Raw genomic sequence first — 23216 nt, 5'->3', positions numbered from 1 at the left:
ACTTGGCCCAACTATTTTATTTTCAAATTCCTAAACCGATTTAAGGTGCACGCAATTTCATATTTTCGGGGAAGGGCCATGTTCCCCGGGTGGCCTTTATAGGGAGATACCACATCCAACCCCTTTTCGATTACATCCTTGTACACCTTTTCCACCACCTCTTTCAGGGCCATTTTATCGTTCACTACCCGTTCCATAATGTATTGGAGCATAAAGCAGATGGTATTGGTTTGGTTGGGATCAATTAACTGCTCCAGATCCCGAAGGTCGATATCGGTTTTATTGAAGGTAATTTGATGGATTCCCCTTGGCTTTATTTTGACTCCTCTTTTACCCATGGAGAATGTAGATTTTAATAGAATTCTAGGAGGATTTTCCTGCACCGTGGAGACTGCCTCTATTTTTCTGGGATTTTGAATTCCTTTAATAATCTCCTGGGCCCTTTGGGTTACATCTCTCGGAGTATATTCATCCATCATGATTATATGGTCTGCAACCTCAAAATAATCTCCGGATCCTCCAATTACAAGCACTGTGGAGACTCCCTTTTCTTCATAGAGGGTTCGTACCCTGTCAATAAATGGTGTAATAGGTTCCTTTTCTTTTTGAACAAGCTGTTGCATTCTTCCGTCTCGAATCATAAAGTTGGTGGCACTGGTATCTTCATCGATTAACAGTAAATCTGTTCCTATTTCTAATGCCTCCATAATATTTGCTGCCTGGGAAGTACTTCCACTGGCATTTTCTGTAGAGAATCTTACCGTATCCTGTCCCATAGGAAGGTTATTAATAAAAGGTGAAATGTTGACCTTTTCCACATATCTACCGTTTTCAGCTTTTATTTTAACGGCATTTTCCCGGGTGACAAGGTATTCCCTTCCATCCCCCAAAATATGATCATAGACACCAAGCTCCAGGGCCTGGAGTAAAGTGGATTTGCCGTGGAAGCCTCCCCCAACAATAAGGGTAACCCCCTGGGGAAGCCCCATTCCCTTGATGGGACCGTAATTTGGAAGCTGAATCTCTATTTCATATTCCTTTGGGCTTTGAAAGGGCACGGCTCCCTTTACCATGGGCCGTTGGGATACTCCGCTTTCCCGCGGGAGTATACTTCCATTGGCAACAAAGGCCACCAGCTTTCTCCTTTTTAGCTCCTGACGTAAAAAATACTGATCTTCCACCAGCTTTACCTGGCTAAAAAGACTTTCCTTTGAAATGGCATTAAAAAATAGAGAGGTTTCTACGATTTTGGGAATGGCTACAAGGAAAATATACTTCGCCTCCTTCCCAAGAATTCTTCTTCCAGCTGCCGGGAGCCCTACCTCAAGTCTTGCTTCAACCCGATTCTGGTCAATCACAATATAGTTTCTCTCCAAAATCTCCTGCCCGCAGTATCCAATAGAAATAAGTCCGCTTTTTCCAGAGCCACCCACATGATGGTAAATTCGGCTTATATTTTTCGCCACAGTTCTACTCAAAAAATCTATCACTGCCCTTCGTTTATAGGGAGTGTTATATAATTCCGAGGGAAATCCCCCCTTCTCCCCAGGTACAATTACGCGAATTCTGGAGGGAGAGGCAAAGGGATCTCCTTGTACATAATCAATAGATAGGGTGAAGTTACTCCATTGGTATTGACCCTGTAGTTCCTTATAGGCCTTATATCCCTTCCCATCAATCTGATTTAATATTTTCTCAAGCTCTTGAAATGATTTCAATATACTCTCTCCTTACTGTATTTCTCCTTTTATATCTAATGTTGTCCGATTCTTCAAGGGTCATAAGTAAAGTTTGAGTTATACCACGCACTCCACGTGCTTCGAGCGGCGAAAAGCGCTTAAAAGAAAACACTTGATATGTTTCCACATTACCAAGTTTAAGGTTACCAATTTGCCTAGAAATCTTCATCTTCTATGAGGTCAAATATATGTTTGCTTTTTCCCAAAAGCTCATCTTCTTTTTCGGTCAGGGGATCAAGCCAGTCAGCTTTATCACGCGCCCATTTTAACCATTTTAAAAGCTTTTCTCTTTTTTCTTCATTTGCAACCTCAGCTATTTTTCTTTCCATACAGTCAGCAAACCTTCTAATTTTCTCTGCCTTATCCCAATCCGAAGCAGCCTGTTCCAACAGCCTTACATCTTCTAATTCTCCTTTTCTCATTTGTTCTAAACGCCGCTGCCTTTCATGCTCTTCCCATTGTCTTTTTTCTTCTCTTTCTTTCAGTTCATCTATAGCTCGGAGCTTATTTGCAACAACAAACATATCATAAATAATTCTTCCTATTTGAGTTTCTAAAGGCTCATCGTCATTATCTTTGTATTCCATCTTATATTGGGTGCTATTACTAAACCAGCTTTTTGCAGACATTGACAAGACAAAATAAGTCTGGGCTTCAACGTTGTTTTGTGAACCTCGTTTTTTTCTAGTTTCTTCTTTCAATTCAAAATAAAAAGCTGAGTGCATAACAACAAAATATGCTGTGTCCTTACCTGAATCAATGCTAACCTGAGTATAAGCCTCCATATCCTCAAGCGTTTTCATAATTGTGTCCAGTATTCTATATGCCCTGTTCATATTTGATTCTGAAACATTTATTGGAAGAATGGGTTTATTATCTCGATATTTACTATTTACACTTGTATAATAGCTTGAACTGAAGCTGGCCTGTTTTAATGCTTTATCCCTCTTTTTTCTGTAAATCACTTCTTCCTTATGCTCGGTAATTAAATGGTGTGGGTTTCTAAGCTTGTCTTTTACTTGGATTTGAGAGCATGTTTCCCTAATAAACGTTTTTGTTTCTTCTCTTAGTAAGCTAAGCTCTTCATCAGTCATCAACTCAGCGTCCGTTAACTGTTCAAGATCTGTCCTGTACTTTATGGCATAATTGCGGACATGCTTTTTAAGTTCTCCAGTTACTTTTGGCAAAGCGGGCTTCGATACCTTTTGTCCGGCTTTAACTCTCGCCCAATATCCACTTGGCGGCAATGGAATCCCAAGCCTCTTGCAATGTTTCCGTAGCCCGTTATCGGACATACCATACCTTCTTGCAACAGTAGTTACAGGCTCCGCCCATACTTCATTATATAATGCTTCTCTTTCATCTGCTGTAATAAATCTAAAATCCACACAACCACCTTCAATGCATTTAACAATTTAATAACTACCCTTGTTTTAAAATGCCTGAACTATAAGCAAATAATGCCACTATTGTCATTTCCCCAATTGTAAGCATTATAAAATTCAGGCATTTTATTACCAGATAAAAAATCATTGATATCATTCATTATTTGTTTCACATAACCACTCCCCTCTACTTAAGTTATACCTGATTTTTATAGTCGAACTCTTACCACTCGGGGTTGTATGTAAAACTTCATCACCTGGTATCATTTTCTCATACATAATTCTACACACCTGCGGCATCCTGTTTTTCATACCCAACTGCTTATGAATATCCCCTGAAACCAAATCAATATAATCTTCGCCTCTCATCTTTGCTTCTTGAAACAATTTATCTATGTACTGCCTTACATCATCAGCCGTTTTCCGCCCCGAATCAGGAGGTTTTCCAACCGTTCTGACACGATTCACCGCTCTTTGTACTCGTGCCCTACTCCCCGTATTGTTTCTGTAACTATCGTTTCCAAATCTGGCAAGCCACTTAACTCGCCCTAATTCCTCAGCTGATAATGGTTGTCCCTCCAAACCCTGTCTATTCCAAAGACCACTACTCGCAATCTCCGGCACAGGGCTCTTCAAGCCCAGCCAATTGTTACTCGGACCAAACGATGGGTTCCTGTTAAGCGTTGCAATAATACCTTCTTCCAACCTTAGCCTTTCCACTTCTTCATCCACCGGAAAACAAACAAAAGTGATGTTGTCCCTTAAATACTGGCTAATTTTTGCCTCAAGTTCAGTTTCAAGCTCTTCATTTATTAAGTGTCCATAGTTTCTATCATTTTTAGAATTGTGCATATCAATTTCCCACACTTGTAAATATGGATCCGAAGTCATATTCAAAAAAGCACGACCGATGTTTTTACGGAAAATACTGCCATCAGCGTCTTCTTTCACAAAATGGTCTCTTAACCTTTTCTTCAAACGGTCTTGACCTCGGTGGGTACCTACGCGAACTATCCTGTCCATGCCATGGTAGCTTTCACCCTTTTCAAACATGATATATATCCCATTTCGATAGGGAATCCGGTGTATCATTGTCCAATCAAGTCGTGGTAGACCATTGAAGATCATGTGAAGAACGTCTACTTTTTCTGTTTCTTTTTCTAGGCTAATCAATCTCTCCAACTCCGGAATCCATTCTCCTTGCCTCTTGCCTTTGAGAGGAAGCCAAAAATGAATCAAATGGGGCAGCAGATTTTCTTGATAAACTTCGCCGGCCAAAACAATAAACTCATCGCGTTTTAAGTCGGAAACTTTTCGTAATTCGTTTAGTACCATGTCTCCCCATTCCCGACGTTCCTGGGCACTTTTCTCTTTTAAGGTTTCGTTATAAGGTTCAATAATCATATGCTCCGGCACTAAGCCATACTTTGCGGAAAGAATAAATATATTATCTGCAACAAGCTTTGCCAAAGCATATGCCAACCGAAACCGCGGGCTTTCTGAATATAAGTCTCTTGCCGGGCATTTATATGCTTTTTTTCTGCTGGTGCATGAAATCAAAGCAATTCTCAATTTTTCTTCACTCCTGATATCACTAAATCCATTTACTTCTTATATTTCTTCAGATAATCCCTCAGAGCCTTTTCAAAACGCACCATCCGTTCCGTTAGTTCTGGTATGATAAAATCCCAATTCTCCCTGTCATAAGAGTTTTTGTCAATACTGGAGCTTATCCGGCTTGCCCTTTTATCATCCAACCGTTCCCAGGTCAATGCTTCTTCAAAAGCTGTCTCGATAGCCTCTTTGCTTTGGTGTAAATAATCGAACAGCTTCTTATTCTCAGTTTTATCACCTGTATCTATGTAAAGTTCCACTCTTGCATACGCTTTTGAAATAGCGAATGTGAAAGGTACTCCTGATATGCCTGAACCTGCATTTATCCAATTATCTTTTTTGGGGCTGATATTCTTAAATAAGTCACTTTTCTTCGCCATCTCTTTGAGCAAAGCAGTCCAGAACTCTAAGCGTAACGCATCGGAACTTTTTAATTTATTCTCAATCATGATATCATCCTGGGCTTTTTCGGCCATTTTAATCACATAATCCTCAGCGTCCTTCATTGGAATAATCTGTTCAATATCAAGGAACAACTTGTCATCTTTTTTATAAGGAGTCACACGAAAACACTGGATACGGATATTATAGTTCATAAGCCATAAAACAGTGGAAGTAACCTCTTTCCTGAATTTAGCAGCAACCAGAATAATTCGTTGTCCAGTACCTTTGTTCAGTGATATTTCATCGTATTCCTTTCCATAAAATTCACAAAGCTTTTCTTCCGCTGTTTCTCCGCTTCCGCAACTGGTAAGGTAGTCCTGAAATATAACTCTGATTTCTTCCTTGGATAAGCTGGAACAATAAGATGCATATTTCAACGCCTGCCAGGTTACATCCCGACCGGAATCGTCCAGCTTGTTTTCAATAATCACCAGGTTGCCGTCTTTATCCAGAGCTAAAAGGTCAAGCCGTTCCTTTGTATCAGAAAAGCCGTCAAATTCTTTTTGAATTATGAGCAAATCTTCCCCAAATATTGCTGGTTCATTTGCCAGCCACTCCTGCAGATGTTCCCTCTCTTTAAATCCGAGTTCTGAAAAGGTTTTTTCTTCAATTTTGGAAATCCGGTTGTTTTTCTTATCGATAAGGTACATTATCGTTTTAATACCCCCTGAAAATAAAATAAAATGCACCTTTATTTAACAGGTACACCTAAATTATACCATAATTTTCATACAATTTGAGTTATAAAAAAACAAGCTGTACTATTCCACCGGGTCGTATTTGTTTGGAGTACAGAATTACACTTCAAACTGTTTAGCCAGCCAGTTAAAGAAGACACCTTCTTTAACAACATCATGCGGAATAAGCAGATATTTCCATGGCTTGCCGCCATGCTTAGCATTAAACTCTGTCGCCGCAGCACAGTATTTTTTGCCCGCTTGGGCTTTTAACTGTACTACTTCACTCTCAATCTCACCGCTCATTTTGATCTCTATCATGTAAATGCAGTCTGCGGTTTCGACTACAAAATCAGGCTCATATTGCTGACGGCTGTATTTATCCCACCAGATGTTAAACTGCTTTTTCGCCGGACGCATCCACTTTTCAACCGAATCGTCATCTTCCAAAATAACAGCAAATTGTTTTTCAGTACTGCTGTCAAATTTGTAAAGGGAATGACAGCTCTTCTTAAAGCCCTTGAATACTCTGCTCCTTATTTCTCCAGCCGGGACATATGTCCTGAAATCATACAGTTCATCGGCAGAATATTTTTCCCCGAAGCCGACTTCAATTTTAGTAAACGGAAGCATGTCGGATGCCTCAAACCTGGTTTCTTCCTTGTAGAAATGCTCCCTCATCTGCAGGTAAATAAATTCTGCAATGTCTCGCTTTCTCGTAACCATAACCTTTTTAATCTCATCCTGGTTTAAATATGTAGCAAACTTGGCCTTTGCCTGTCCGACCAGCTTAAACAATAAATCGGCATTCTTTTCGTAGTCAACATCAGACTTTGTCATTACGATTTCCTGCACAATCATGTTTTCGGGCGTATCTTCTTTTCCTATGCTGCCATCGGAATTAATTACGGCAATTTTTCCGTCTTTTAAGTCCTTTATAATGATAGTGTCGTCAGAAGGACGGTAATTCAAGTTTCTGGTATCAAGGTCGAAGTCATAATAACCTTCTTTAATCTCCAACACCTGCTGGACAGTAGCGCGCGGCACAGGGATGACGATATTAGTCACAAGCTGTGTAACTTCCTCAACAGCTTTTTCAATACACTTTTTTACTTCATCATTGAAATCAACTGTGGGAAACGACTCCTTCGTCTTCTGAACAACGGCTGCCACGATTAAATTCCGGTATTCCGGTTTTTTGACATCGCTAAAGGTTTTGACATGCTTGTTCAATTCCATAACCGTTTTATAAGCAGTCTGAGCAATAGTTTTGGCAACTTCGCTTTTTCGTTCATCTGTCGGCACGGCGTCATCCGGAATGCCAAGTTTAATCTGTTCCATAAAAGAATAGCCGCCTATGGTTTCCTCTACCCTTGAAGGCAATTCTACAATTGTTTTGCGGTCTTGAGTTGTAGAATCATCTACTTCAATAATATTTAATTTGCGGATAATGGAATTAGGATCATTAGCAGCATTGATAATAGCATCGTATTTGTCATGGTGCACAATATTCAGGCGGTCCACCGCATCCACGCCTGTACGCTCACCGTATGGCAAACGTAGCCCCCTGCCGATAGTCTGCTCGGTTAAAGTTTCCGAAGCGGAACGGCGTAAAGGAATGATGGTATAAAGGTTGGTTACGTCCCAACCCTCTTTCAGCATATTGACGTGAATAACTATCTCAATTTTGTTATCCGGTTCTTCCAGCGAAAGCAACTGTTCTATATTCTCGTCTTTTTCTGCTCCGGTCTGGTTGGAGTGGATTTCCAATACCTTATCCTTGTAATATCCCTTAAAAAAGGCATCGGAACAGATAAAATCTTTGAGTTTGCCCGAATGATTAGTATCCTTGGCAACGACCAACACAAAAGGCTTGATGATTTTCCTGCCGTTTTCCCGGGCGTATTTTTCGAGCTCGGCCTGGGTCTCAATATGTATCCTCACACCGTCAATCAGTTTAATACGGTCAAGTTCATCGTCAGAATACTGTTCCGGGTCAAAGTTTTTACGGGTAGCGACTGCAGGCACTTTGACAAATTTTCCGTCCTCCAGGGCGTGAGCAAGAGAGTATTCGTACACAACGTTTTCGAACTTAATACTCCTGCCGCTCCTCTCAACCTGTGGAGTAGCGGTAACTTCAATGCCGAGCACCGGCTTCAATTCATTGATAACCGCCATGCCCCGGTCGGCGCGGTAATGATGGGACTCATCCATCAGCAGAACAAGGTCGGGTAATTCGACCAGATAGTTAAAGTACGAGTCCCCCAGCACTTCGTTAAGGCGCTTCATGCGCGGCTCCCTGCCGCTGCGGGTTTCGGCATTGAGTTTGGATATATTGAAGACATTAATGGTTATCCCACTGGTTCCCAATTCCTGTTGGCGGTAATATTCATAGTTCTCGCCATGGATGATCCGGGGCGGTGTAACAAAAGCATCCAGCCCACGAAAAACATACTTCGGGTTATTTATATCCCCAAAATCTTTAATAAGCTTGTTGTAAATAGTAAGATTCGGCGCCATAACAAAAAAGTTTTTAATCCCTTTTTCATAATAAAGATAGGCAATAAAAGCACCCATCAGTCTTGTTTTGCCCACACCGGTGGCGAGCGCAAAGCAAATAGACGGAAAATCACGCTCAAAGCTCTTGAAAGTAGGACATAAATAATGGACTTTAGCAGCCTCAATCTCAAGGTTTATATCCTTTTTAAGTTCCAGCCGGTCACATAGTTGCTCAAACAACTCCAGACTTTCGGCCTGGGGCTCGCGCAGTTTCAGACGGTTGGTGATATAGCGGGTATTTTTATTCATGATCATCCGCCTCCTCGTCTATTTCGGGAAGACCGACTATGTTCAGACTATAACTCTCAACGCCGAAATCACATTTATTTAAGAGAACCTGAGGAATTTTCCTGACATTGATGTTGTCGTAGCGCTGGTCGGCTCCGTCCTGAAATGCCTTGCAGCAGATTAACAGCGACTCATCCTCTGCCATCTCCTGGTGGATGAGGTCAAGGTATTCCAGGGTTACAAATTGCGTGGTTGTGAAAATATAATCCTTTTCGTAAGAATAACCCTGTTTCCAGAACACTTCACTATCAGGCGCATAAGTAAAGCCCTGATGTTTGGCCATGGCCGCCGCAAGCATATCGGCATTATAACGTTCATCGATAACCCAGTTGCCGTATTTATCTTTTTTCAGCAGGGACGGGGCAAGTTCAAAGAAACGGAAACCCCCGCCGCCCTTCCAGTTGACGGCTTTGGATATGCCGCCCTGTTCCCCGTCCACAACCGCTTTAAGCCGGGGCAGACAGTGCGTGTAACAGTGGTCGCCAAGCTCAATGCCTATCCACCGTCGACCCATTTTGTGGGCAACAGCAGCGGTGGTACCGGAACCGAGGAAGGAGTCAAGAACCCAGTCCCCGGGATTGGAGGCCAGTGTGAGAATACGCTGGATAAGACGTTCGGGTTTAGGAGTTGTAAAAACGTCGTCATTGTTAAAAGCTTTTACCTCACGTTTTGCCTCTTGATTGTCGCCAACTTCAGAACGGAACCATATAGTTTTTGATACTATCCCTTCTTGAACTTCAGATAAAAATCGTTTTAGGGAAGGTACGTTATTACCATTTTGGCCAAACCATATTCTATTATCTTTAAGCAATTCTTCAAAACGTTCCTTTGATACAACCCAGCTTCTACTTTCAGGAGGCATTACTATCCTTCCTGATGGTGTAGTAATCGGATAAATATCACGTGGGTTGGGCGTTTTTACAGATAAATCACTCGACTTCCAAGGCCCTCTTGGATCATTGTCAGGGTTTTTATATCTATTGTCCATTTCGGCAGTTCTCGGCAATAGGTTAGGACGCCATACATCCTTATTTTTCGCGTAAATCAAAATATGATCATGGCTATCCGAAAGCCATTTTGCATCATTCTGAGGGGAATACTTTTTTTCCCAAATTACATTTGCTACAAAATTTCTCCTTCCGAATATTTCATCGCAAAGCACTTTAAGATAATGGCACTCGTCGTCATCAATGGATATCCACAAGCTGCCGTTATCCGCAAGTAGATTATAAATAATCTCCAATCTCGGTTTCATCAGATTCAGCCAAATTGAATGCTCCAAGTTGTCATCATAATGATCAAAGGCGTTTCCCGTATTATATGGCGGGTCGATATATATACATTTTATTTTACCGGCAAAATCCTGCTCAAGAGCCTTCAGGGCAAGCAGGTTATCCCCATGAATAAGCATGTTCTCCGTATTCGGGTCGCCGTAACCTTTTGACTTGTCCTCTAAAAGTATCCTTGGTTCCACCTTTATCTCATCATATTTCCCTATCCAGGTCAGTTCCAATTTTTGCTTTCCGTTCATCACAATTACCTCCGTTATTCTAAAACCCAGCGAATTACAAACAGTTCCTCGGTAAAGCTCCTGCCCTGTAACTGGCGCTCGATTTTCGCCTGTAATTCGTCGCGTTTTTCATCGATTCTGTCTTGTTCTTTGTATAAATCCCGTATTTTTTCGCGGCGTTTCTTTTCCAACGCATTAATCTGTTTTCTTATTTCCAGGGTCTGTTCAAGAGTCACCGCCGTACGTTCATCTTTTCTAAGCTGTGAGATTTCACGGTCAATCAGCTTGATTTCCCGCTCCAGGCCCTGTTTTAAGTCATCCGCCCAGGCATCGAGCTTAGAACATTCTTCGCGAAAATACTCCAGGTCATTCCTTCTGATTCTTGCGAGCATTTCTTCTTTTATCTTCGCACGTTTATCCTGTAACTCCTGTGTAAGTTCTACTTTTGCCAATTCTATACTTTCTTTGACAGGCAGTTCAAAAAGTTTTGCCGCAAGTTCTTCGTCAATTACCGTCCCGTCATCGGCCACACATGTCAACAGCAGGTGTTCCTGAATCTCAAAGGCCTCGCTGGTAAGTTTATCAGCAATCAGCCAGCCGGATTTTGACTTCATTTCCTCAAAATAAATTATCTTGTGCTCTGAATTTGTATAGTCAAATGTCAACCTGGCATAAGGCAGTTTTCTTTCAAGAGCCCGCTGGATAATCATTTCTGCAAGAGGATGCTCTTTGCGCAAAAAATGGTCTTTTAACTGTTCCGCCTTTTTCCAGTCCAGATGGTAGTATCCTTTGTCGGCAAGGTTGCCGTAATAATAAAATCTGGGTTCTCCGGCGCAGAGCTCAATATCGGCGTGCAGTTCTGACCGGACAAGGTTAAAAAGCCATCTTTCATATAAGGAGAGTGTCTCTTTGGCAGCATTTTCACAGGTTTTCAAGCGCACGGCAACTTCCTCATCAAAGTTTTCCAACAGCACCCGGCGTGCTTGTGCCATGTTGCTTTGAATTTTTTCTTCAAGTTCGCGTTGGATCTCATCGAATGCCGCTTGTATTTCTTCGCTGGTACGGCATGTCTGGTAAATTTCAGCAATGCGTTTTTCAAAATCGATGCCCGATTCGATGGCGCCCAACACTTCATCAGATGCGCCGAATATGCCGTCAAACAGGCGGAATTTCTCATCGAGCAGTTGATAAACACGCTTGTCCGCTTCATTGGCAATATTTAAAAAGTTAATCACGACAACATCGTTCTTCTGTCCATATCTGTGACAGCGGCCAATACGCTGTTCGATGCGCTGGGGATTCCAGGGCAGGTCATAGTTTACAACCAACGAACAAAACTGCAGGTTGATTCCCTCGGCCGCAGCCTCAGTCCCGATTAATATGCTGGCCCTGTCCCTGAACTCTTCAACAATGGCCGCCTTCATGTCGGCCTGTTTTGATCCGGAAATAACATCCTCGCCCTGGTGACGGGCTAACCATTCATTATAAATTCGTTTTGAATTCAGGTCATTGTTGTAACCGTTTAAAACGACAACTTGACCGTCATAGCCGTTATTCGTTAATAAATTTACCAGATAATCTTGCGTCCGTTTTGATTCGGTAAAGATAACCGCCTTTCTCTGTGCCCCCAGTTCTGTGCTTTTTTCAAACCCTTTCTTAAGCGCTATGAGTAGATTTTCTCCTTTAGCATTAAATTTGATACTTTGAGCAAGTTCCAGGTATTCAGTCAATTTCTGCAGTTCTTCAGATATCCCTTGCCTGTCTTTGAGCATTTCGGTAAAATCTTCGACTTTTTCATCATCCCATTCGTCGGTTATCTCAGGAAGTACATCATAATCATCAATATCTAGTTCCGCATCGTATCCGTCTAACATGTGCCGGAGACGAACTATCAGTGCCTGCAATGTACCGGATATAGCAAAGGATGAAGACGCCAGGAGTTTGCGCAGTATAAGAGTCATAAGTTTGCGCTGACTGGCCGGCAATGCATAAAGTTTAGGACTTAAAAGGTATTCTGAAACCTTATTATAGAGCAATTCTTCTTCTTTGGTTGGAGCGTATTCCTGCAATATGGAAACGCGCCTCGTATATCTGACATATTCTGTCACCTGTTTGCGGAGTGTTCGTTTGCAAAATTGCTGTAGCCTTTGGCGCAGGAAAATATTTCTGATTTCCTCATTTTCAATGTTTATGTACATGTCGCGGTAAGTCTTAACATCACCAAAGACGTGTTCATCAATAATACTTACCAGACCGTATAGCTCCATCAACGAGTTTTGGAGGGGAGTAGCAGTAAGCAGCAATTTTTTCTGTTAGCCAGGGCAATTTTTAGAGTATTGCCGACGACATTAGATGGTTTATATACGTTGCGTAACCGGTGCGCCTCATCCATCACTACTAAGTCCCAAGGAACAGACGCAATTTCGTCTGCCATTTTTGCTGCAAAGTGATAAGAACAGATCACAACCTTATCCTTTATTTCAAATGGACGTATACAACCCGCACGTTTCATCTGGTTATAATTTTTGCTTTCCAGTATGACGGACTTTATATAAAACTTCTCATCAAGCTCAGATAACCACTGATTACGAAGTGAAGCAGGGACAATTAGCAGTATCCGTCGTTTACGTTCCGCCCAGTACTGGGCAATAACTATGGCCGCTTCGATAGTTTTTCCTAAACCAACTTCATCCGCTAATAAAACACCATTAGACAGCGGCGAGCGGAGCGCAAACAAAGCTGCATCAATTTGATGCGGATTCAAATCCACCTTTGCTCCGGACAATGACGAAGCAATTTTTTCTATGCTATTGCTCGGACGTTTCAATGTTAACTGAGTTGCATAGTACTTTGAGTGATAAGGTGTATACAAATATAATCTCCCCCACCCCAAAAGCAATTGAATTATTTATCTTCTACATTCTTATGAGTATACCGCTTATCTTCTGGCTTCTTGACACCAATAGGCAAAACCCACATATTGCCAAGGCGCATTGCCCCTTGAATCCGTCCCTGCGCACATAGGATCTGCACTCGGCGGACGGTGATATTCCATTTTTGGGCAGCTTCTTTTGCGGTCATATACTCCATTATTTCACACCTCATAGTACATAATTACCCCAAAATATTATATTCGTAAATGCGAATAATTTCAAGTAACAATTGCCCTTTTATTTCCATTAATTCGGCAGAATATGCCGGTCAGCAGAAGGTAAAATTTCATGTGTTTTCTCCCCTCGTCCACGGGAACATACCCACATCCTACCAAATACCGTCTAACCCTTGCCGCAAGCGGCTTTAAGTGATGGGTTTTCTTTTAAGCGATACCACGCACTCAACGTGATGTGTATGTGGAAACATATCCACCGGCTGAACTTCTTCTGCTTTGTAGCCGTGGTCTTCTAAAAAGCGCAGGTCCCGAGCGAGGGTGGCGGGATTACAGGAAACATAGACAATGGTCCGGGGAGACATGCCGATGGCGGCTTCCAGGAGCTTTTGATCACAGCCCCGGCGGGGAGGGTCCATGACTATAACATCGGCTTTTATGCCTTTTTCGAGAAGCTGAGGCATCACTTCTTCGGCAGCACCATGGATAAACTCCACATTTGCTATGCCGTTTATTTGGGCGTTGTGCCGGGCATCTTCCACTGCGGGCTTTACTATCTCGATACCGTAGACTTTTTTTGCCTTTCGAGCAAGAAATAACGTGATGGTCCCGATACCACAGTAGGTGTCGATAACGGTCTCCTCTCCGGTTAAACCGGCATATTCCAGGGCTTTGTTATAGAGCACCTCCACCTGCACGGGATTTACCTGGAAAAAGGAAAGAGGAGAAAGACCGAACTTTATATCGCCAATGTAGTCATAGATGTAAGGGCTTCCGAAGATAACGGTGTTTTTTTCGCCGAGTATCACATTGGTCTTCTTATCGTTTATATTTAATATGAGGCTTTTAAATCCCTTTATCCGATGCTGCAAAAGCTCTATCAGTTCCTGTTCATAGGGAATTTTACTTCCGTTTACCACCAGGATGGCCATGACCTCTCCGGTCTTTATGCCAACCCTGGTGACAACATGGCGCAAAAGGCCTTTATGCTTTATCTCATTATAAATGGGCACATGATAACGATCCGCCCATTCCTTAACAATTCCGGCGACTTTATCACTGAACTCATTTTGTATCATACAGGAACCGGAGGGAACTATATTATGGGTCCTCTTTTCATAAAATCCTAGCACCGCCTGGTCTTTATCTTCTCCTACCGGATACTGGGCCTTGTTTCGGTACCTCCATGGCTCGGGCATGCCTATAGTATCGTGAACCACAGTCTGTATATGGCCGATCCTTTCCAGGCTGTCCCTTACCTTTTGGGTTTTAAACTCCAGCTGTCCCTTGTAGGAGAGGTGTTGCAGCATACAGCCGCCGCACCTTTCGGCATAAGGGCAGGGAGGCGTTGTCCTCTCCGGAGAAGGCTCCAGGATACTTTCCGCATGGGCTATGGCATAATTTCTGGCCACTTTGTCCACCCGCGCTTTTACCTTTTCCCCCTTCAACGCTCCTTCTACAAAAACGGCCATGCCGTTTATCCTACCCACACCTTGCCCTTCGTGGGCCATGCCGTTTATGTCGATTTTTATACTTTGTCCTACCTTTATTTTACTTTGCTCCTTCAATATTGCGCCCTCCGTTTTATGTGATCGCCTTCAACTATGGTTGTGGTGTAAAAAGTTACTTTCGGTGATAGTCAAGTCCTTAGCATCGGATCCTTGATAATTTGTTACCGTTATTATATCATTTTTATTGTTACCAATAAATGCCGCATTACTATCATGATACTCTCAGATGAATGAAAAAACATTTTTTTGAGATGGAAGCAATACGACCGTCCCCTGCTTCCTTAAAATTTTATTGCATTTTTTGACAAAATTAGGTATAATTAGATAAAATATAGTTTTTTGGCAAACTCCCCGAAAGGGGCGGGCGCAAAGCCATGGGCCTACGGCATTGAACATGCTATGGCTGCCAGGTTGCAACTATACTATTCGCCCGGAAGGGCTTTTTTATTTGTTGCACATATAATTTTATCAGGGGGGTATTCATTTGAAAACAAGTTTAAAAACACGTCTTGCGGTATATCTCACCGCAATGGCTCTGATTCCTCTCGTTGTTATGGGGGTCATTATCAACTATCTCGTCAAGGACTCCATGATGCAGGAAGTCCGGGAAAAAGCCAGTATTATCGTAGATAATCTAAATGACAATATAGACCTTTTTATAGAGCAAAATAAAAATCTTGTGACCTTCCTGGCCACCACTAAAGTTGTGAGGACCATGGACCAGGACCAGATTACCCCGTTTCTTTATGACATGACCCAGCAAAATCCCCAGATACTGCGGATATATGTGGTAGATACCAGAGGTAAAGTTTTTGCTGTACCGTTTGCCTCTTTTCCCGATAACTATGATGTAAAAAGTGAACCATGGTACACCGGGGCTATGGATGCAAAAGGCCTCTATGTGACCAAAGTCAAAGTAGACCAGATGTCTGGCAACTCCATCATATCCATATCCAACACCATATTATCCGACACCGGTCAGCCTGTGGGCGTCATCAGTGCGGACGTTTCCCTGGTGAGTTTAACAAGAATAGTCATGAATATGAAAGTCGGCAACGAAGGATATGCGTACATAACCGACAGCGACGGGTATATTATAGCCCATAAGGATTATAAGATTGTAAAATCCCGCGAAAATCGTTCAAAATATGATTTTGTCAAGGCGGCACTGTCCGGAAAATCCGGATTTACAACATATGAAATAGGTGGGGCCAAAAGATTCGTGGCATACGGAAGGCAAAAATCCATAGGATGGGGTATATTCGTGCAGCAACCGGTTAGTGAGGCATTTGCCCATGTAAACAGGGTAACAGGGACCATATACATAACAGCCATCGTAATAGCGCTTCTTTGCCTGGGCATGGGTCTTTTTATAGGAAATTTGATTGCAAAACCCATAAGCCGCATGGTGAAAGTTTCCAACAGCGTCGCATCCGGAAACCTAATGGAAAGCATCAATATAAAGGATTCAACAGAAATTGGAATACTGGCATCCTCTTTTAATTCAATGGTATCAAGTCTAAAAGAGCTTGTGAAAGAGGTCATTAAGGCAGCAGAAAACATGTCTGCTTCAGCCGAAGAACTGGCCGCCGGTGCCGAGCAGAGCAACCAGTCTACTCAGCAGGTAGCAGGAGCCATAGAGCAGATAGCGGCAGGGGCTAACGAACAGGCCAGAAAACTTGCCGAAATCTCAAGTTTAGTGGACAAACTGGTGGTTTCCAACGGTAAGGTTGAGGAAAATGCCCATTCAACAGCCTCTTCAGCCGAAGAAATGGCTCAAAACGCGAAAGAAAGCCGGCAAAAGATAGAGATTGCTACGGAAAAGATGAATACCATAAAATCAACGGTGGACAAGACAAATGCAATAATGCAGGAACTGGATTCTAAAGTCACGGAAATCGGTAAAATTTCGGGAATCATTCGTGATATTGTAGATCAGACCAATCTTCTGGCGCTGAATGCTTCCATAGAAGCAGCCCGGGCCGGTGAGCACGGCCGCGGTTTTGCAGTGGTGGCGGATGAAGTAAGAAAACTGGCAGAGCAGTCAGGAGAAGCCGCCAAGCAGATAGCCGAAATTGTCAAGTTGATTCAAAACAGTAGCAGGATCGCAGTAAATGCCATGGCGGAAAGCAATAAGCAGGTGAATGAAGGCCAGGTCCTCATCAAAGAAATCAATGAGAGAATAGACGGATTGATGGCACGAATCGATGCGGCAGCCCTGCGCTCCAGAGAAATCTCAACTGAACTTTCATCACAATATCAAAATGTGGAACACATTGTAGAAATGGTCCAGAGTATCTCAAGCATAGCCCAGGAGACCGCCGCCGGCACCGAAGAAGTTTCTGCTTCCTCGGAAGAACAGACAGCCACCATGGAAAACATCGCCGCATCAGCTCAGGAACTGGCAAAACTGGCGGAAAACCTAACATCATTGGTAAACAAGTTCAAAGTGTAATATAATATAATTAATAAAGAACAAAAAAGCCCGGTATCTCCGGGCTTTTTTATAACTTCTATCTGCAATTCAAATTTGATGTATTTTTTCCTGAGCAAAGAGCCTATTATCAAGCTTCCTTATGTCATCCCAGATAAATTTTATTTCTTTTCTTATCTCCTTCTGGCCTTCCTCTAATTTTGCCTGTCTTTCTTCAAGTCTCTTCTGTCTTTCTTCAAGTCTCTTCTGGCTTTCTTCAAGTCTCTTCTGGCTTTCTTCAAGTCTCTTCTGGCCTTCCTCAAGTCTCTTCTGGCTTTCTTCAAGTCTCTTCTGGCCTTCCTCTAAATTTGCCTGCCTTTCTTCAAGCCTTTTTTGCCCTTCTTTTAATTCCGTTACGCTATTTTCAATACCATCGACTTTTTCTAAAATCTTTTTTAATATTTCTTCCATTCAAAGTCCCCCTTCAGCAATTTCATGTCCATTATAGCATGTTTTTAACAAGAAAGGGGGAAATTTTTGCATTTTATCCAGGTTAACCTTCGACCTTATACCGCTTTTTGGTCTAAATTCAACATATTTTTGTAAATGGAAATGAGCTCCCTGTCAAGAAGCGGCCTTTTCAGGGCTACTGCCATGCTTCGCACTTCTTGCAGTATGTCTTTTGCCAGTTCTTCATCTATAAAGATGCCGTATTCTTTCAACCTGGCTTTAATGGAAGCAGTGCCCGAATGTTTTCCTATAATGATTTTCCTCTTAAGGCCCAATTCCACCGGATCTAAAAACTCATAGGTAGATGGGTCTTTTATGACACCATCGGCATGAATGCCCGATTCATGGGCAAATATATTCTCACCCACTATGGTCTTGTTGACGGAAAGGGGCCTTGCCGAGGCTTTTGCCACATATTCACAGATTTCTTTCAACATAGGAACCTTCAAGTCTACATCACAGCCCATGGTGTATTTCAAAGCCATAGCCACCTCTTCCAGAGGAGCATTGCCAGCCCTTTCGCCGAGGCCGTTTACTGTGACGCCCACATAAGACGCTCCTGCCTCTATGCCCGCCAGGGCATTGGCTGTGGCCATTCCCAGGTCATTGTGGGTGTGCATTTCCACATTGATCTCCGTTTTGGTTATGAGTTCCTCTACCATTTTGGCGGTTTTAAAGGGATTTAATATGCCCAGGGTATCACAGAACCGGAGTCTGTCAGCTCCGGCCTTTTTGGCTTCCTGACCGAATTTTACCAGGAAATCCATGTCTGTCCTGGAAGCATCTTCGGCATTTACGGAAACATATACTCCCTGGCTTTTGGCAAATTCCACAGCTTTAACCATCTGCTCCATAACCCATTCCCGGCTCTTTTTCAGCTTGTTCTTGATGTGAATGTCGGAAGTAGAAATGGATATGGCTACCGCATCCACACCACATTCTATGGATTCTTTAATATCTTCTATATTAGCCCTGTTCCATGCCATAATACTGGCTGAAAGTCCTGATTTTACTATCGTCTTTATAGCTGCTTTTTCATCTCCCCCCATTACCGGGGTTCCGACTTCCAGCTGATCTACCCCTAATTCATCCAGCATCCTTGCAATCTCCAGCTTTTCATGGTTGGCGAAGACCACTCCTGCCGTTTGTTCTCCATCTCTCAGAGTAGTATCCACAAATTTTATTTTCTTCCCCATCAAATCCGCAGCCATTTACATCTCTCCCTTGCTCATATGTATTATTGTATACAATTATACTTGTGTTTCTGCGCTTTGTCAATAGTCATGTCGGTTTTTTCAAAAAAAAAATGACTCATCCCCTGACTCACTTAGCTTTTGGATGGGCCCTGGATCTTCAAACCTTTGAACCCATTTTGCCTCAGGGCCTCATATACCACTATGGCAACGGAATTGGAAAGATTCAAGGACCTGGCGTCATCCACCATGGGAATCCTGACACAGCTGTTATGGTGCGCCTTTAAAAGTTCCAACGGAAGGCCGGTGGTTTCCCTGCCGAAAACCAGATAGCAGCCGGATTCGTAGCTTACATCCGTATAGCATTTTTTTGCTTTAGTGGTGAGAAAGTACATGATGGCATCCGGGTTTTTGTCTTCAAACTCCCGGTAGTTTTCATAATATTTCACACTCACCAGAGGCCAGTAATCCAGACCCGCCCGTTTCAAATATTTATCCTCCAGAGAAAACCCCAGAGGACCCACCAGGTGCAGGACCGCACCGGTGGCGGCACAGGTTCTGGCGATATTTCCGGTGTTCTGCGGAATCTCGGGTTCAACCAGTACGATATTGAACATTCGCATCTTCCTTTGCAACCAAATCGATTTTGCGATTGAGTCAAAGAACCGTCACCTGACTCAGCGAATTTTGTAAAACTTTTTCTGCCTTTTATCAAAAAAGCAGAATCTGTCATAACCATAACTCTTTACAAAATCCAGTGCTTTGTCAAAATCCCTGCCCACATCTTCCGGCCTGTGGGCATCGGAATTTATCATGACGGGGACATCCCATTTCCTGAAGCGCTCCAACATTAAAGGTGCAGGGTAAAGTTCTCCGACAGGTTTCCTGAATCCGGCGGTGCTGACTTCGGCACAAAGGCCCATTTCCTTCATAGTCTTTGCCGCTTCCTCATACATTTGACTCAAGTCGCATCTGGCCCTGTGGCCGAAAACCTTTATGACATCGGGGTGGACTATACAATCGAATATCCCCGATTTTATAGCCTTCAGCAAAATATCGAAATATTCGCGGTAAGTATCATCCACATCCCGCAAATTCCATTCATTTATTAGCGCAGGATGGTCGAAACCGAAGTCACCGATCCAGTGGACGGCCCCCAGCACATAATCAAAGGAGTATTTATTTATAAAATCCCGGATCTCGTCTTCATATTCGGGTATGTAGTCCATCTCTATGCCGAGCTTCACAGGAAGACCCAGGCCCTTAGCCTTTTCCACTATTTTCACATATTCGTCTATATCTTCGGTGGCCTCCTTTAGGGTCCACTGTCCCCTAAAGCCTTCACTCTTCCATAAGTCCCTGGCCTGGACAAACCTGTGCCCGTGTTCGGAAAACCCGATTTCCACCACCCCTTTCTTTACGCCTTCTTCCAAGAATCTTTTTATCCATTCCAGTGTGTAAGGACCCTGTTCAAGGTGTACATGATAGTCTCTGAACTCCATAAATTCTCTCCTTAAAAATATAAAAATATATTTCTATACATCCAATTGTGAAAATACAGCGCCTTTTTGAAAAAACATCCTGTTTTTCCTGCCCAATCTTGATTATAACACATGTATAACACCAAAAAAATAATAAATAATTACTTTTATATGCCTTAATTTTCTGGTAAAATCAAATAAGGAGGGATTCGAAATGTCGGTACAATTGAACAGGCAGGATAGATTATATACTTATAAGGATTATTTGAGCTGGTCCGAGGATGATACGGTAAAAGTGGGTCTTTTTGAAGATTTGACCATTGATTTAAAAACAGTTTTTGGACTATGATGCCCGGCATATTTTGATAAAATATAAATTTAAAGGCCCGGTATAATCGGACCTTTATGGGGGAGAGATTTGATTCAAAGATTAAAGTCGTTATAATATTTTGCTGAGGAAATCTTTTGTGCGCGGGTTTTGGGGCCTGTTGTATATTTCATCGGGGGATCCTTCTTCCAGAATCTTGCCTTCATCCATAAATATGACCCTGTCGCCTACTTCCCGGGCAAATCCCATCTCATGGGTCACCACCACCATGGTCATGCCTTCCCGGGCAAGGTCCTTCATAACATCCAGCACTTCCTTGATCATCTCCGGGTCCAGGGCTGATGTGGGCTCATCAAAAAGCATTATCTTGGGGTTCATGGCAAGAGCCCGGGCTATGGCCACCCTCTGCTTCTGGCCGCCGGAAAGCTGAGACGGGAAGCTGTTGGCTTTATCCGCCAGTCCCACGCGGTTCAAAAGCTGCATGGCCTTTTCATAGGCTTCTTTTGGATTTTCACCCTTCACCTTTATGGGGGCCAGGGTGATATTTTCTATGACCCTTTTATGTGGGAACAGGTTAAAATGCTGAAACACCATGCCCACATCCTGCCGCAGTTGGTTTACGTTGGTCCTGGGGTCCATGAGATTCTTGCCTTCAATATAAACCTCACCTCTGGTGGGCTCCTCCAGCAAGTTCAAACATCTCAAAAACGTGCTCTTGCCGGAACCGCTGGGACCTATGACTACCACAACTTCACCTTTTTCCACCTTATTGTTTATGCCTTTTAATACTTCCAGATGCCCGAAATTCTTATAAAGGTCCCTAACTTCAATCACTTTCCGCCAGCCTCCTTTCCAATATATTCGTTAGCCGGGAAAATGCCAATGTCATAATAAGATAAAAGGCCGCCACCACAAAATACGGTTCAAAGGGCTTATAGGTGTTGCCTGCCACAATCTGTCCCGCTCTGGTTAGCTCGCCAAAACCGATGGTTGTAGCAAGAGAAGAATTTTTTAGAAGTGTGACAAATTCATTGCCCAGGGGCGGTATCATCTTTTTAAAAGCCTGGGGCAAAATGATATACCTCATAGCCATAGCATGACTCATTCCAAGAGAACGGGCGGCTTCCATCTGGCCTTTCTCCACCGCCAGGATGCCACCGCGGATTATCTCCGCCACATATCCGCCGCTGTTGATGCCCAAAGCGATTACAGCCGCCGGATATTCCGGTATATTAATGCCAATTATTTGTGGTAGGCCGAAATAAAAAATAAATATCTGCACTAATAAAGGTGTCCCCCTGATGACTTCTACATAGGCAGTGCACAGCCATCTAATGATGCTTATGCGGGACATCTTGCCCATCCCCACAAAAAGCCCTATGACGATCCCCATGAGAACCGCCAGGGCCGTTATTTTAACCGTTACAAAGGCTCCCACCACAAAAAGATTGAAATACGGTTTTATAATGGAAAAGTCCAGATTCATGTCCGCAACTGCTCCTCTCAAAGATTAAGGGCTCTGCAAAGAGCCCTAATGCGCCTTACTTCTTTTCTACGGGTTTAAAGTCCACAAACCATTTCTGCACCAGCTTGTCATACTCGCCGCTGTCTTTAAGGTCTTTAAGAACTTTGTTCACAACTTCCAGGAGCTTGGTATCTTCTTTCCTTACAGGTATACCGTTTTGTTCGGAATTCAGCTTATCGCCGGCCTTCTCAAATTTGTCGGGATTCAGCTTTAAATAGGCGTCGGCTACGACACTGCCCACAATGGCCGCATCAACGCGCTTATTCATGAGGTCCAGCATTACCGCATCCACCCTGTCGAACTGTTTCAGTTTTGCGCCCTCGATCTTCTTGGCCTCCGCCTCGCCGGTGGTGCTGAGCTGAACGCCTATGGTCTTACCCTTCAGATCTTCCTTGCCCTTAATACCGCTTCCCTTATAAGTCACTATCTGCTGACCGCCATCTAAGTATGGTTCGGAGAAATTCACGCTTTTTTTGCGCTCTTCGGTGATAGTGAAAGCAGCGATAGCTATATCAACTTTTTTGGCAAGCAGTGCCGGCAGCACACCGTCAAAAGCCATATCCTTTATTTCAAGCTGAACGCCCAATTCCTTGGCAATGGCCCTGGCTATATCTACGTCAAAACCCGTGATTTCATCCTTGCCGCCGGAAATGTCATGAAATTCGTAGGGCGGATAATCGGCACTGGTGGCCATGACCAGTTTGCCTGAATTCTTTATTTTTTGAATTATATCATCTTCGCTGGCGGTATTTTGACCGCTGTTATCCGTTCCCTGCTGGGATGATTGACCTTGATTGGTCTGACTGTTTTGGTCCTGTTTTGGTTCAGTGGAAGCTGTCTTATTTCCGCAGCCTGCGAGAACGCTCAAAATCATTAGAATGACCAGTGCGAATATTACTGTCTTATTAAACTTAAACATTTTGGTCCCCTCTC

At 43.1% G+C, this 23216-nt stretch carries 19 protein-coding genes and 1 riboswitch; of the genes, 2 read left to right on the top strand and 17 right to left on the bottom strand.

All coding sequences use genetic code 11. From position 1 onward, the window contains the following. Positions 1-11 precede the first annotated feature (11 nt). The 10 genes from D2962_RS04435 to rlmD form a co-directional block, all read right to left on the bottom strand. On the bottom strand, positions 12-1718 hold the full coding sequence (locus D2962_RS04435) for an ABC-ATPase domain-containing protein (protein ID WP_122014249.1): 1707 nt from the start codon (positions 1716-1718) through the stop codon (positions 12-14). Positions 1719-1894: 176 nt separating this feature from the next. After that, positions 1895-3127 carry a hypothetical protein gene (locus D2962_RS04430; protein WP_122014248.1) on the bottom strand — a complete coding sequence of 411 codons (1233 nt, stop codon included), beginning with the start codon at positions 3125-3127 and terminating at the stop codon, positions 1895-1897. 150 nt (positions 3128-3277) lie between these two features. Then, entirely contained in the window at positions 3278-4696 is a 1419-nt protein-coding gene (locus D2962_RS04425; RefSeq protein ID WP_162991100.1) for a DUF6884 domain-containing protein, read from the bottom strand. 32 nt (positions 4697-4728) lie between these two features. After that, positions 4729-5832: a DUF4268 domain-containing protein gene (locus D2962_RS04420; RefSeq protein ID WP_122014247.1), complete on the bottom strand. Its 1104-nt coding sequence runs from the start codon at positions 5830-5832 to the stop codon at positions 4729-4731. Between the two features lie 147 nt (positions 5833-5979). Continuing rightward, complete coding sequence (locus tag D2962_RS04415; protein WP_162991099.1) at positions 5980-8667, bottom strand: DEAD/DEAH box helicase; 2688 nt, start codon at positions 8665-8667, stop codon at positions 5980-5982. Next, on the bottom strand, positions 8660-10237 hold the full coding sequence (locus tag D2962_RS04410; protein ID WP_122014245.1) for a site-specific DNA-methyltransferase: 1578 nt from the start codon (positions 10235-10237) through the stop codon (positions 8660-8662). The genes D2962_RS04415 and D2962_RS04410 overlap by 8 nt, the downstream gene beginning before the upstream one ends. A gap of 14 nt (positions 10238-10251) precedes the next feature. Continuing rightward, on the bottom strand, positions 10252-12519 hold the full coding sequence (locus D2962_RS04405) for a helicase-related protein (protein ID WP_222927679.1): 2268 nt from the start codon (positions 12517-12519) through the stop codon (positions 10252-10254). Beyond that, positions 12483-13088: an SNF2-related protein gene (locus D2962_RS17905; protein ID WP_222927678.1), complete on the bottom strand. Its 606-nt coding sequence runs from the start codon at positions 13086-13088 to the stop codon at positions 12483-12485. Before D2962_RS17905 ends, D2962_RS04405 begins: the two co-directional genes overlap by 37 nt. A gap of 32 nt (positions 13089-13120) precedes the next feature. Next, positions 13121-13306, bottom strand: coding sequence for a MerR family transcriptional regulator (locus tag D2962_RS04400; protein WP_122014244.1), 186 nt, complete (start codon positions 13304-13306; stop codon positions 13121-13123). Between the two features lie 207 nt (positions 13307-13513). Next, a complete protein-coding gene (gene rlmD / locus D2962_RS04395; RefSeq protein WP_245984902.1) occupies positions 13514-14890 on the bottom strand; it encodes a 23S rRNA (uracil(1939)-C(5))-methyltransferase RlmD in 1377 nt (458 codons plus the stop codon). A 274-nt stretch (positions 14891-15164) separates the two neighbouring features. After that, positions 15165-15252: riboswitch (cyclic di-GMP riboswitch) on the top strand. 65 nt (positions 15253-15317) lie between these two features. On the opposite strand from rlmD, the gene D2962_RS04390 reads away from it, so the two are divergent. Next, positions 15318-17288: a methyl-accepting chemotaxis protein gene (locus D2962_RS04390; RefSeq protein WP_245984901.1), complete on the top strand. Its 1971-nt coding sequence runs from the start codon at positions 15318-15320 to the stop codon at positions 17286-17288. 69 nt (positions 17289-17357) lie between these two features. Here D2962_RS04390 and D2962_RS04385 read toward each other — a convergent pair whose 3' ends face one another. The 4 genes from D2962_RS04385 to D2962_RS04370 form a co-directional block, all read right to left on the bottom strand. Next, positions 17358-17717 carry a coiled-coil domain-containing protein gene (locus D2962_RS04385; RefSeq protein WP_122014243.1) on the bottom strand — a complete coding sequence of 120 codons (360 nt, stop codon included), beginning with the start codon at positions 17715-17717 and terminating at the stop codon, positions 17358-17360. 95 nt (positions 17718-17812) lie between these two features. After that, the gene (gene nifV, locus D2962_RS04380) at positions 17813-18967 is read right to left on the bottom strand and encodes a homocitrate synthase (protein WP_122014242.1); all 1155 of its coding nucleotides are present in this window, start codon (positions 18965-18967) and stop codon (positions 17813-17815) included. A 116-nt stretch (positions 18968-19083) separates the two neighbouring features. Beyond that, a complete protein-coding gene (gene trmL, locus D2962_RS04375; protein ID WP_122014241.1) occupies positions 19084-19566 on the bottom strand; it encodes a tRNA (uridine(34)/cytosine(34)/5-carboxymethylaminomethyluridine(34)-2'-O)-methyltransferase TrmL in 483 nt (160 codons plus the stop codon). Between the two features lie 60 nt (positions 19567-19626). Next, complete coding sequence (locus D2962_RS04370; protein ID WP_122014240.1) at positions 19627-20451, bottom strand: histidinol-phosphatase HisJ family protein; 825 nt, start codon at positions 20449-20451, stop codon at positions 19627-19629. Between the two features lie 193 nt (positions 20452-20644). On the opposite strand from D2962_RS04370, the gene D2962_RS19085 reads away from it, so the two are divergent. After that, positions 20645-20779: a hypothetical protein gene (locus D2962_RS19085; protein WP_281273735.1), complete on the top strand. Its 135-nt coding sequence runs from the start codon at positions 20645-20647 to the stop codon at positions 20777-20779. A 90-nt stretch (positions 20780-20869) separates the two neighbouring features. Here the strand turns inward: D2962_RS19085 and D2962_RS04365 are convergent, their stop codons facing one another. From D2962_RS04365 to D2962_RS04355, 3 genes are read right to left on the bottom strand one after another with little or no spacing between them, the layout of a single operon-like run. Then, the gene (locus D2962_RS04365; RefSeq protein ID WP_120766552.1) at positions 20870-21592 is read right to left on the bottom strand and encodes an amino acid ABC transporter ATP-binding protein; all 723 of its coding nucleotides are present in this window, start codon (positions 21590-21592) and stop codon (positions 20870-20872) included. Then, positions 21585-22244, bottom strand: a complete 660-nt coding sequence (locus D2962_RS04360) for an amino acid ABC transporter permease (RefSeq protein WP_120766553.1) — start codon at positions 22242-22244, stop codon at positions 21585-21587. Before D2962_RS04360 ends, D2962_RS04365 begins: the two co-directional genes overlap by 8 nt. Positions 22245-22299: 55 nt before the next feature. Further along, complete coding sequence (locus D2962_RS04355) at positions 22300-23202, bottom strand: basic amino acid ABC transporter substrate-binding protein (RefSeq protein WP_222927677.1); 903 nt, start codon at positions 23200-23202, stop codon at positions 22300-22302. Between the last annotated feature and the right edge of the window lie 14 nt (positions 23203-23216).

The sequence above is a fragment of the Biomaibacter acetigenes genome (genome assembly GCF_003691585.1).
GTDB lineage: Bacteria > Bacillota > Thermosediminibacteria > Thermosediminibacterales > Tepidanaerobacteraceae > Biomaibacter > Biomaibacter acetigenes.
Note: the sequence above shows the minus strand (reverse complement) of the source record. Positions and strands in the feature narration are given on the sequence as shown.